An 11,047-nucleotide genomic window follows, 5' to 3' on the forward strand; every position below is an offset into this window, starting at 1 on the left:
GCTTCCTTAACCATATTGAGTACGAGTAAACGGCGTGGGGCATATGAAATTCGAAACTGGCGCATTGACATACGCGACGAACCTGCGGTGGCTGGGTATCTCGCTCATGTGCGCGACTGTCACAGCATGCGGAACTACCCACGCTCCTGCACCCACGAAACGCGCCCACGGCAAGGAATATTTTTCCGAGGCTGAATATGGCGTCAAGGCGAGCCCTCGCGTCGCCACCGGCAACAATATCCCGAAGGGCGGCGGCCGCTACATAGTCGGCAACCCCTATCAGGTGAAGGGGCAGTGGTACGTCCCGAAGGAAGATTACGCCTATAACAAGATCGGACTCGCATCCTGGTACGGCTCGGCCTTCCATGGGCGACTGACGGCTAATGGCGAGGTTTACGACCAACTCAGCCTGTCGGCCGCGCATCCGACGTTCCCGCTTCCAAGCTATGCGCGCGTTACCAATGTGGAAAACGGGTCGTCAGTGGTCGTGCGCGTCAACGATCGCGGACCTTATCATCCCGGCCGCATCATCGACCTTTCAAACAAGACGGCGGATCTGCTCGACCTCAGGGATAGCGGTACCGGTAATGTCCGCGTTCAATATGTCGGCCGTGCGCCGCTCGATGGCCACGACATGCCCTATCTGATGTCGTCTTACGTCAAGAAGGGCGACCGTTTCCCAAGCTTCAATCCGCAGATCGCAACCGGCGTGATGGTCGCTTCCAACTCGAAGCAGATCTCGGCCGACCAGCTGCCGCCGTCCTATACGCCGACGCCCACCCGTCAGCCAAGGACATTTGTGCCGGCGCTGGCGCCCGTTCCCGGTCGCAATCCTGCGCCCGCGACCAGCATGGCTTTTGCCGGGTCGACGCATGTCGCACCGCCGGTCAACCAGTTGCCGCCCATGACCTGGAGCGGCGGTCAGCCGACGGCTCCATCGATCCTGGTCGTGCTGCCGGAAATCGGGCCTATTCCACACGATCGGCCTGATTTCTGATCAACTATTTTCTCTATTCGGGCGCCGTGACCGAATGGAGTGACCGGGTAATCCTTGCCGGATTTTTCGGCTATCGCTAATATGGCGCTGGGCTCGATCGGAGTAGGGACTGGCATGCTGAAGCGCCTTCTTCTAGCGGTTTCCGTCGTTGTTGTCGGTGGTGTTTCTGCGTTTGCCCAGACGCCGCCGCCAGCCTTCGATACGAAGGCCGCGCAGGCATTCATGATCGAGGCTTCCACCGGCACAATTCTGCTTGCCAAGGCTGAGAACAAGCCGATGTCGCCGGCGTCGCTTGCCAAATTGATGACGATGGATGTCGTTTTCGATGCCATCGCGCGAGGCGAGATCACCCCGGATACCGAATACCCCGTCTCCGAAAATGCCTGGCGAACGGGCGGGGCGCCGTCCCGGGCGTCGACAATGTTTGCAGCGTTGAAGTCGCGCGTCCGCGTCGGTGATCTCATTCAGGGCGTAGCTGTCCAGCAGGCAAATGATGGCTGCATTATCCTTGCCGAGGGCATCTCTGTCAGCGAGGCCGAATTTGCGCGCAGGATGACCCAGCACGCCCGAGAGATCGGCATGCCCAAGGCGATATTTGCCAATTCGACCGGTCTACCCGACGGCGACAGCAAGGTTTCGGTCCGCGAGTTGGTGACACTGGCTCAGGACCTGCAGCAGAACCATCCGGATCTTTATAAATATTTCGGCCAGGCGGACTTTACCTGGAACAAGATCTACCAGCGCAATCGCAATCCACTTCTGCCTCTGAGCATGGGCGCCGACGGGCTGGGCACCGGCTTTGCCGAGGGAGAAGGGTTCTCCATCGTCGCATCCGTCGAGCGCAACGGCCGGCGCCTGTTCTTGGCGCTGGGCGGCCTCAGCTCGGACAAGGAGCGAACGGAGGAGGCCAAGCGGGTACTCGAATGGGGCCTCAGCAACTTTCGCAGCCAGCGGGTCTTTGCCGACGGCGAGGTCATAGCCGCAGCCAGCGTCTACGGCGGCGCCTCGTCGAGCGTCGGTCTCGTCGCCAAGACCCCGGTCGATGTCTATATTCCAGTCAGCAATCCAGACCGGCTGGCTGCCCGCATTGTCTATCGCTGGCCGCTGACAGCGCCCGTAGGGGCCGGCTACGAAGCCGGAACATTGAAGGTGTTTTCCGGCGCGCGGCTGGTTCGCGAAGTGCCTCTTTACACGGAGGCCCCGGTTGCCAAGGGCGGCCTTGGCAGCCGCGCATTCGATGCCTTGATCGAACTGTCGGAAACGGTTCTCTTCTCCTGGCTCTGGGACACCCCGACGGCTACCTGAGGCACTCTGTCGGTTGTTTGACCATTTCGTATTCTCTCGCTGAAACAACCAAAGAAAGCATGAGTCCCTTATGGCAGTGGTTTCGCCGTCACGCGTCTTGCGATAAACAGTGCCGCAGGGCGCTTCGGCGCAGGCCAGCGCAGGACATGGATCATTGTCGAACGGAAACGGATTGTTCGTAAGCTTCGAAGGCGGTGAAGGGGCAGGGAAATCCACCCAGATTCGCCTGCTGGCGGAAGCGCTGCGGCAACGCAGTCACGACGTTCTCGTGACCCGGGAACCGGGCGGCTCGCCCGGAGCCGAGGCGGTTCGTCATGTTCTCCTTTCGGGAGCAGCCGAGGAGTTCGGGACGCGAATGGAAGCCATTCTCTTTGCCGCCGCGCGCAACGACCACGTCGAAGAGGTCATTCGGCCGGCGCTTGCCGCTGGCAAGGTGGTGCTTTGTGATCGCTTCATGGATTCGTCGCGCGTCTATCAGGGCGTGACCGGCAATCTCGAGCCGGAATTCATTGAGGCTTTGCAGCGGATCGCGGTCAATGGCGTCGTGCCTGACTGCACGCTGATCCTCGATCTTCCGGCAAGTATCGGCTTGGAAAGAGCTCGCAAGCGCGGCGTGGCCATTTCCGCGAGCGCTACGCCAGATCGCTTCGAGAAAGAAGAAATGGAGACACAGGAGAAGCGTCGGGAGGCTTTTCTTGATATCGCCGCCCACGATCCGGCCCGCTGCCATGTGATCAACGCGCTGCGGGATGAGGACGTGATCGCAGGTGAAGTTCTGTCGATCGTCGCGCAGCTGTTGCCGTCACGCCTGGAAAGACCGGTAACAAGCCCGGAAGTGGCAAGATGAGCGACGAGCGATCCGGCGTTCTCGACGGTGCGATACCGCCGATGGAAAATACCCGGCTCTTTGGCCACGCGGCGGCAGAAGCGTTCCTGGTGCAGTCCTATCGCTCGGGCAAAGGCCATCATGCCGTCCTGATCGAGGGGCCGGAGGGGATCGGCAAGGCAACGCTTGCCTTTCGTTTCGCGAATTACGTCCTTTCCCACTCGGACCCGGCAAGCGCGCCCGATACCATGAGCGATCCAGATCCCACTTCAGCCGTCAGCCGGCAGATTGCCTCTGGCGCCTCGCACAACGTGCTGCATCTCGCGCGCCCAACCGACGAAAAGACCGGCAAAGTCAAGTCGGCTATAACGGTCGACGAGGTTCGACGCGCCGGCAAGTTCTTCTCCCAAACCTCGGGCACGGGCAATTGGCGCATCGTCATCATCGACCCTGCCGACGACATGAACCGGAATGCTGCGAACGCGATCCTGAAGATGCTGGAGGAGCCACCAAAGCGTTCGCTTTTCATGGTTCTCTCGCATGCGCCGGGCAAGCTCCTGCCGACGATCCGCTCACGCTGCCTTCCGCTCAGGCTGTCGCCGCTCGACGATCAGGCGCTGGGCGACGCTCTTTCAAATCTCGGCGTCGCTGCCGGCGAGGGGCACGCGTTGCTCGCTGGGGCCAAGGGCAGCGTCAGCGAGGCGCTGAAGCTATTGAATTATGGTGGCAGCGACATCATTTCCGCTTATCAGCAAGTCATTGCGTCGCAGGGGCCTTCGGCTCGCAAGGCGATGCACAAGCTGGCTGACGCACTATCGGCTAGGGATAGCGAGACGATCTTCAGCTTTTTCGTCTCGCATCTCGGCGACGATATCATGGCTCGGGCCAAAGCCGCTGCCATTCAGGGACAGGTGGGTGCGGCGGAAAAAATGGCGAGGCTCTATTCCGAGGTAACAGAGCGGCTGACGGTGTCACAGGCCTATAATCTCGACCGGAAGCAGACTATTTTGACGGTACTCGGTGAACTGAAGCAGCAATTGTCATAGGAAGGTTCCGCGCTGCCTAACTGACGTCGACTCCGACGAAACTTAGTGTTTCGTTGCGTTGCGACTTGCGCTAATAGCGACTGACAAATTCATCAAAATAACAAGACGGGCTCGATGCCGCTTATGAAAGACAACTCTCCGTTCTATATCACGACCGCGATCTCCTATCCCAACGGCAAGCCGCACATCGGCCATGCCTATGAATTGATCGCGACCGACGCCATGGCACGCTATCAAAGGCTCGACGGGCGGGACGTATTCTTCCTCACAGGAACGGACGAGCATGGCCAGAAGATGCAGCAAACGGCGCGCGCTCAAGGAATGACGCCAAAGGAACTCGCTGATAAGAATTCCAGCGAATTCCGCGCGATGGGCAAGCTTCTTAACGCATCGAATGATGATTTCATCCGCACGACCGAGGAACGCCACCACGAGACCTCGCGCGGCATCTGGAACCGGATGGCCGAAAACGGCGACGTCTACAAGGATTCCTATGCGGGCTGGTATTCTGTTCGCGACGAAGCCTACTATCAAGAAGGCGAGACCGAGCTGCGCGCCGATGGCGTACGCTATGGACCGCAGGGCACGCCTGTCGAATGGGTGCAGGAGGAGAGTTATTTCTTCCGGCTGTCCAACTATCAGCACAAGCTGCTGGCGCTATACGAAAGCGACCCGGAATTCATCGGACCCTCGGAGCGTCGCAACGAGGTCGTCTCATTCGTCAAATCCGGCCTTCGGGACCTGTCCATCTCACGCACGACGTTCGACTGGGGCATAAAGGTGCCGAACGACCCGGCCCACGTCATGTATGTCTGGGTCGACGCGCTGACCAACTATCTGACAGCCACCGGCTACCTCGAGGACCCGAACGGACCCCGCGCGAAATTCTGGCCGGCCAATGTCCATATCATCGGTAAGGATATCATTCGCTTCCATGCGGTCTATTGGCCGGCGTTCCTGATGTCAGCAAAGCTGCCGCTGCCGAAGCGTGTCTTTGCCCACGGCTTTCTGCTCAACAAGGGCGAGAAAATGTCGAAATCGATCGGCAATGTCGTCGACCCGGTTGATCTGGTCACCCATTTCGGCGTCGATCCGGTGCGCTACTTCTTCCTGCGCGAGGTCTCCTTCGGGCAGGACGGCAGCTACAGCGAAGAGGCGATCGGCACCCGCATCAATTCCGATCTTGCCAATGGCATCGGCAATCTTGCCAGCCGATCGCTGTCGATGATCGTCAAGAATTGCGACGGCAGGATCCCTGAATGCGGGCAGTTGACCGACGAGGACAAGGCAATGCTGGCGCAGGCCGACGCGTTGCTTGAAACGACGCGTGACGAGATGGGCAAGCAGATGATCCACCGCGCCCTTGCCGCGATCATCGCCGTCGTCTCGGAGACCGACCGCTATTTCGCAAGCCAGGAGCCTTGGGCACTGAAAAAGACCGACCCAGTGCGCATGGGAACGGTTCTTTACGTGACTGCCGAAGTCGTGCGCCAGATCGCGATCCTGATGCAGCCGTTCGTTCCGGCCTCTGCGGAGAAGCTGCTCGACCTCGTGGCAGCACCCGCCGACAAGCGCGATTTCGCCGCTCTTGGAGAAATGGGCCGGCTTGTCGCCGGTACGCCGCTCGAAGCGCCGAAGCCGGTATTCCCGCGCTACATGCCGCCAGAAGCCTGAGAATTGACGATGCTGATCGATACCCATTGCCATCTCGATTTTGCCGATTTTGTCGAGGAACGCGATGCGATCGTCGCGCGCGCACATGCCGCCGGCGTCAGACAGATGGTGACCATTTCGACACGGGTAAAGAAGCTCGACGGACTGCTGGCGATCACCGAGGCCTATCCATCGGTCTTCTGCTCCGTCGGCACGCACCCGAACAATGCCGATGAAGAACTCGATATCGAGGTCGAGGACCTCGTGCGACTGTCGAAGCACGAGAAGGTGGTGGCCATAGGCGAGGCCGGGCTCGACTATTTCTACGACACGGTGAAGCCGGAAGACCAGAAAACCGGCCTGATCAGGCATATAGCGGCGGCACGCGAAACCGGATTGCCGTTGGTGATCCACAGCCGCAGTGCCGACGAGGACATGGCGGAAATCCTGACCCTTGAAACAGGGAAGGGGGCCTTCCCTTTCATTCTTCATTGCTTTTCCTCCGGCCCGGGCCTTGCCCGAACCGGCGTCGAACTTGGCGGCTATGTCTCGTTCTCCGGGATCCTGACTTTCCCGAAATCCGAGGAATTGCGCGATATCGCCAAGACGATCCCGCATGACCGGCTGCTGGTCGAGACCGATGCGCCGTATCTTGCGCCAAAGCGCTGGCGCGGCAAACGCAACGAGCCGTCCTATGTCGTCAATACGGCCGAGGTTCTCGCACAGACCATCGGCATGAGCGCCGACGAGATCGGCACGATCACGACTGACAACGCATTGCGTATCTTCTCCAAGATGCCGAGGATCTGACCGCGTGAGCTATAGGCGGCGTTTCACCATTCTGGGCTGCTCATCGTCGCCAGGCGTGCCGCGGATATCGGGCGATTGGGGCGCCTGCAATCCGAGAAATCCGAAAAACCGACGCACGCGTTCCGCCTTCCTGGTCGAACAGATCGCGCCGAATGGCGGCCTGACAACCGTGGTCATCGACACCGGTCCTGATTTTCGCGAGCAGATGATCCGCGCCGGCGTAAGCTCCATCGACGCCGTGCTCTACACGCATGCGCATGCCGACCATATCCACGGTATCGACGATCTGCGCGGCTATTTCCACAATTCGCATCATCGCATTCCGATCCACGCGGATCGCCCGACGATGGATCGAATTCGCGAAGGATTCCGCTACTGCCTGGAAACGCCGCCCGGTAGCAATTATCCACCGATCGTTCAGCCGGTTATCATAGACGATATCGAGCGTGCTTTTGTCATCGATGGTCTTGGTGGTCCGATCACATTCCATCCGCATCGCCAGCAGCACGGTGAAATCCATTCGCTTGGATTTCGCATCGGCGACCTGGCTTATTGCAGCGATGTCAGCGACTTCGGACCGGAAGCTATCGAAAATCTCCAGGATCTCGACATCCTCGTCATCGATGCTTTGCAGTATCACTACCATCCAAGCCATTTGTCCCTAGAGCAATCACTCGGCTGGATCGAAAGGCTGAAGCCGCGTCGCGCCATCCTGACGCATATGCATACGCCGCTCGATTACGACACCGTTATGGCCGAGACTCCGGACAACGTCGAACCAGCCTATGACCAGATGGAGTTCGAACTCGATGTGGAAGAGAGCTCGCTTTAGGCCGAACACTGCGCAAGTTTTCCTTCGGTGCGGCTAGGCTGATAACACAAGGTTCTCAGATGCTTATCATTTGCTCTAACATCTCTTTATGTTCCATAATCTATCTTATGTGACACATGTGTGTAGCGGCTATTTAGTAATGCGACAGTTGGGCCAGTTAGAGATGCGACAGTCTCGCCTCTCGACGCACTGGTCAAAACCAACGTTGGGAGCAAGGATGACGACCTTCAGCCTGGTCAAGACCACGAGCGGTCGGAGTCGTCATGTCCTTTATGATCACCATGTCGCAGAAAGAATTACATCGCCTCGAAGTCATCCGTATCCATCCGAGGTGGGCCGCAGGGCCTTAATGGGTCGCGCGTGGTAACATTGCGGAATGGAGATCGACGAAGACAAAATCGACGACGCGGTGCTGGCGCTGTTGTGGTTGACGTTGCACAACGGGCGTTGCGCCTGGAAAGGTTTCGATTGGGCGACGACGGATCGCTTGCATCGGAAGGGCTTGATCGGCGACCCGGTGAACAAGTCAAAGTCGTTGATCTTGACGGATGAAGGACTGGAGCGTTCGGAAGAGTTGTTTCGAAAGCTCTTTACGCGGCAGCCGGTATTGCCGCCACCTTGATCGCCCTCCACTCCCATGGCAACAACTCATGCAGGCGGGAGATGGGAAGATCGGCGATGCGGGCCAGCACATCGGCAAGCCAGGCCTTCGGGTCGATGTCGTTGAGGCGGGCGGTCGTAATGAGGGTCAGCATGATGGCAGCCCGGTCTGCGCCGCGATCGGAACCGGCGAAGCTCCAATTTTTTCTGCCGCAAGCCACGCCGCGCAGGGCTCTTTCCGCCGCATTGTTCGTCATGCAGATCCTGCCGTCATCGGCGTATCTGGCAAAGTCCTGCCAGCGCGACAGCATGTAGTTGATGGGGTCAAGCACAGGTGAAGAGCGCGACAAGCCTTCGCGCTCCTGCCGCAGCCAAGCCTCCAGCTCGTCGAGCATCGGCTTGCTCTTTTCCTGCCGCACGGCACGCCGGTCTTCAGCGCTCTGGCCGTTGATATCACGCTCGATGGCAAACAGCGCATCGATGCGTTTGACCGCTTCCAAAGCCGTTGCCGAGACAGGCCTCAAGCCCTTGCCCCTGCGCGCAGTGCGAGAGACATCAGCCAGCTCGAAGAACTTGCGGCGCGCATGGGCAAAACAAAAGGCCGGCGTCACCGGGTTCTGCTTCAGCATCCGGTCAAAGAGCGGATTGAAGCCATTGTAGCAGTCAGCCTGCAGGATGCCACTGAACTCGGCCAGGTGTCTTTGCGGATGCTCGCCGCGCCGGTCACTGGAGGCGTAGAAGACGGCCGCCGGCGGTGATTGCCCCCCAAAGGGCCTGTCGTCGCAAACGTAGGTCCAAATGCGCCCCGTCGTGCACTGCCCCTTGGCGAGGATCGGGATGGTGGTGTCGTCGCCGTGCAATCGCTCGGCCGCAAACACATGGGTCTCGATGAGATCGAACAGCGGCTTGACGGCGGCACTGATGTAACCAACCTGGTCAGCGAGCGTCTGGGTAGACAGATCGATCCCTTCGCTGCGAAAGCGCCGGCTCTGACGGTTGAGTGGCTGGTGCTCGGAGAACTTGTCGAAGACGATGGTCGCGAGCAGGTTGGGGCCGAGAAAGCCACGTGGCGTTGCATGGAAGGGCGCAGGTGCCTGACTGATGCAGCTGCAGTCCCGGCAGGTAAACTTCTCCCGCACCGTTTCCACGACCTTGAAGCGGCGCGGGATCTCCTCCAGCGTCTCGGTGACATCCTCGCCCAGTTTCGACAGGCGCTCACTGCCGCAGTGGGTGCAGGCGGTGGGCGCTTGGATGACGACGCGCTCGCGCACGATATCCTCTGGCCAAGGCTTGCGCACCGGCCGCTTGCGGGTGAAGGCACGCACGGCTTGCGTTTTGGCGGCAGACGCTTCTGAAGCGAGCTCGTCCTCGGTCGCATCGGCGACCAGCTCTTCGAGTTGCAGTTCCATCTGGTCGATCAGCCGTTGGGTGCGCTCCCGGCTCGGACCGTGTTTGTCGCGTTCCAACTTGGCGATCAGCAATTGCAGATGGGCGTTGAGCGCCTCGATACTGGAAAGCTCTGCTTTGGCTTTGGTCGCTTCGGCCTCGGCTTGTAACCGCGCCTCGCGTTCTACCAGCAGCGCGGCATGGGCGCTGGCAAGATCGTCAGGAAGGGAAAGTGGCGGTAACGACATGCCGCTATAAGAGCATATTTCCCCAACGAATTCAATGAATAAGACGCTTAAACCCGTGTCGGGCGCCAGGTTTCCTGAGGGGCCCGCCAGTCAATTCCGGATAGTAAATACGAGAGCTGCGCCGGCGTGATCGCCACTGCACCGCCCTCCACATTCGGCCAGATAAACCGGCCGCGTTCCAATTTTTTCGTGAACAGGCATGCGCCCTGGCCATCATGCCAGATCAATTTTATCAAGTCACCACGGCGGCCCCGGAAGCAGAACAGATGACCGCCTAGCGGATCATGCTTCAAAACTTCCTGCACCCGAAGGGCCAGCGAAGGGAAGCCGCACCGCATGTCTGTATGTCCGGTCGACAACCAGACCTTGACCCCCCGTTCCCATTGGAAACGGGTTCATCGCAACGTCTCCAGACCACGCATGATCCGCAGCAGGACGTCCACGTCGACATCCTGGCCGACGATCACACGCCGACCATTCGCGCTCACCACCTCCATCCGGCTCGCCGTCGATAGGGCCTTCGCATCCACTGGCGGTGCCTCTGGCATCACGACGGCTGGCACGAATCCTTCGATCCGTGTGCGACCAAAATGGCCTTCCCGCAACAACTGCCGCCACCGATATAATTGCGATCGGGAGACTCCGTGCTTTAAGGCTGTCGCTGAAACCTGACGCCCATCGCCGGAAAAGCCCTCCGCGACAATCCTCAGCTTCGCCTCGTCAGTAAAACAGCGACGTCGGCCCGTCTCAATAATCTCAAGGCGGCTTACGAGTGTCCGCTCACTGTCCTTATACCTGTCCATAAGGACAAAACGACAGATTCACAGAAAGTTCTCAAGGCGGCCCACCTCGGATGCGTACAGTCATCCAGAAGATCCGTGACGAACGCCTGAGCGTTGTCCAGGCTGCTGAACTGCTCGACCTCAGTCGAAGCCAGGTCCATCGGTTGCTGCAGGCCTATGACCGGGATGGTCCAGCCGGCCTCGTTTCCAAGAAACGATTGCAGCCGAGCAACCGGCGCCACAGCGAGGAGTTTCGCAATGCGGCGCTGGACCTGATCCGCGAGCGATATCTGGATTTCGGTCCCACACTTGCGCGCGAGAAGCTGATCGAACTGCACCGGATCTCGGTCGCCAAGGAGACGCTGCGGCAATGGATGACCGAGGCCGGCATCTGGATCTCGCGCCGGGAACGCAAGAAACGGGTTTTCCAGCCACGCGGACGGCGCGACTGCTTTGGCGAACTGGTGCAGATCGATGGGTCGCATCACTGGTGGTTCGAGGACCGCGGCCCCAAATGCGCCCTGCTCGTCTATATCGATGACGCCACCGGCAAGCTCTTACA

Annotated in this window: 12 protein-coding genes; 9 read left to right on the plus strand and 3 right to left on the minus strand. The window is 59.6% G+C overall.

The features are described from left to right. Nucleotides 1-43: 43 nt before the first annotated feature. The 8 genes from AB4Z52_RS23590 (at nucleotide 44) to AB4Z52_RS23625 (ending at nucleotide 8,091) form a co-directional block, all read left to right on the plus strand. Entirely contained in the window at nucleotides 44-997 is a 954-nt protein-coding gene (locus tag AB4Z52_RS23590) for a septal ring lytic transglycosylase RlpA family protein (RefSeq protein ID WP_442220324.1), read from the plus strand. Nucleotides 998-1,111: 114 nt separating this feature from the next. Then, nucleotides 1,112-2,302: a D-alanyl-D-alanine carboxypeptidase family protein gene (locus tag AB4Z52_RS23595; protein ID WP_442220325.1), complete on the plus strand. Its 1,191-nt coding sequence runs from the start codon at nucleotides 1,112-1,114 to the stop codon at nucleotides 2,300-2,302. Between the two features lie 154 nt (nucleotides 2,303-2,456). Next, a complete protein-coding gene (gene tmk, locus AB4Z52_RS23600; protein ID WP_442220326.1) occupies nucleotides 2,457-3,149 on the plus strand; it encodes a dTMP kinase in 693 nt (230 codons plus the stop codon). Further along, nucleotides 3,146-4,174, plus strand: a complete 1,029-nt coding sequence (locus AB4Z52_RS23605) for a DNA polymerase III subunit delta' (RefSeq protein WP_442220327.1) — start codon at nucleotides 3,146-3,148, stop codon at nucleotides 4,172-4,174. The genes tmk and AB4Z52_RS23605 overlap by 4 nt, the downstream gene beginning before the upstream one ends. Before the next feature lie 123 nt (nucleotides 4,175-4,297). Further along, nucleotides 4,298-5,848, plus strand: a complete 1,551-nt coding sequence (metG, locus tag AB4Z52_RS23610) for a methionine--tRNA ligase (RefSeq protein WP_442220342.1) — start codon at nucleotides 4,298-4,300, stop codon at nucleotides 5,846-5,848. Between the two features lie 9 nt (nucleotides 5,849-5,857). Continuing rightward, nucleotides 5,858-6,637 (plus strand): TatD family hydrolase, encoded by a 780-nt coding sequence (locus AB4Z52_RS23615; protein WP_442220328.1) that lies wholly within the window; start codon nucleotides 5,858-5,860, stop codon nucleotides 6,635-6,637. A 4-nt stretch (nucleotides 6,638-6,641) separates the two neighbouring features. After that, nucleotides 6,642-7,469, plus strand: coding sequence for an MBL fold metallo-hydrolase (locus AB4Z52_RS23620; protein WP_442220329.1), 828 nt, complete (start codon nucleotides 6,642-6,644; stop codon nucleotides 7,467-7,469). A gap of 376 nt (nucleotides 7,470-7,845) precedes the next feature. After that, the gene (locus AB4Z52_RS23625) at nucleotides 7,846-8,091 is read left to right on the plus strand and encodes a DUF6429 family protein (protein ID WP_442220330.1); all 246 of its coding nucleotides are present in this window, start codon (nucleotides 7,846-7,848) and stop codon (nucleotides 8,089-8,091) included. Here the strand turns inward: AB4Z52_RS23625 and tnpC are convergent. Genes tnpC through tnpA form a run of 3 tightly spaced genes read right to left on the minus strand, consistent with a single transcriptional unit; the run spans nucleotide 8,060 to nucleotide 10,506 of the window. Then, a complete protein-coding gene (gene tnpC / locus AB4Z52_RS23630; RefSeq protein ID WP_442220331.1) occupies nucleotides 8,060-9,703 on the minus strand; it encodes an IS66 family transposase in 1,644 nt (547 codons plus the stop codon). The genes AB4Z52_RS23625 and tnpC overlap by 32 nt on opposite strands. Nucleotides 9,704-9,750: 47 nt before the next feature. Then, nucleotides 9,751-10,062, minus strand: a complete 312-nt coding sequence (tnpB, locus tag AB4Z52_RS23635; RefSeq protein ID WP_442220332.1) for an IS66 family insertion sequence element accessory protein TnpB — start codon at nucleotides 10,060-10,062, stop codon at nucleotides 9,751-9,753. A gap of 36 nt (nucleotides 10,063-10,098) precedes the next feature. Beyond that, nucleotides 10,099-10,506 carry an IS66-like element accessory protein TnpA gene (gene tnpA, locus AB4Z52_RS23640; RefSeq protein WP_442220333.1) on the minus strand — a complete coding sequence of 136 codons (408 nt, stop codon included), beginning with the start codon at nucleotides 10,504-10,506 and terminating at the stop codon, nucleotides 10,099-10,101. A 50-nt stretch (nucleotides 10,507-10,556) separates the two neighbouring features. On the opposite strand from tnpA, the gene AB4Z52_RS23645 reads away from it, so the two are divergent. Beyond that, nucleotides 10,557-11,047, plus strand: a 491-nt coding sequence (locus AB4Z52_RS23645; RefSeq protein WP_442220334.1) for a helix-turn-helix domain-containing protein, incomplete at its 3' end; no start/stop codon positions are given.

This window comes from Rhizobium sp. 2YAF20, from assembly GCF_052114685.1.
Classification (GTDB): Bacteria; Pseudomonadota; Alphaproteobacteria; order Rhizobiales; family Rhizobiaceae; genus Rhizobium.

Excerpts from the sequence above, each read along its gene's own strand:
- AB4Z52_RS23590 (WP_442220324.1), top strand. The coding sequence starts at position 44 with ATGAAATTCGAAACTGGCGCATTGACATACGCGACGAACCTGCGGTGG.
- AB4Z52_RS23605 (WP_442220327.1), top strand. The coding sequence starts at position 3,146 with ATGAGCGACGAGCGATCCGGCGTTCTCGACGGTGCGATACCGCCGATG.
- AB4Z52_RS23625 (WP_442220330.1), top strand. The coding sequence starts at position 7,846 with ATGGAGATCGACGAAGACAAAATCGACGACGCGGTGCTGGCGCTGTTG.
- tnpA (WP_442220333.1), bottom strand. The coding sequence starts at position 10,506 with ATGGACAGGTATAAGGACAGTGAGCGGACACTCGTAAGCCGCCTTGAG.
- AB4Z52_RS23595 (WP_442220325.1), top strand. The coding sequence starts at position 1,112 with ATGCTGAAGCGCCTTCTTCTAGCGGTTTCCGTCGTTGTTGTCGGTGGT.
- metG (WP_442220342.1), top strand. The coding sequence starts at position 4,298 with ATGAAAGACAACTCTCCGTTCTATATCACGACCGCGATCTCCTATCCC.
- AB4Z52_RS23615 (WP_442220328.1), top strand. The coding sequence starts at position 5,858 with ATGCTGATCGATACCCATTGCCATCTCGATTTTGCCGATTTTGTCGAG.
- tnpC (WP_442220331.1), bottom strand. The coding sequence starts at position 9,703 with ATGTCGTTACCGCCACTTTCCCTTCCTGACGATCTTGCCAGCGCCCAT.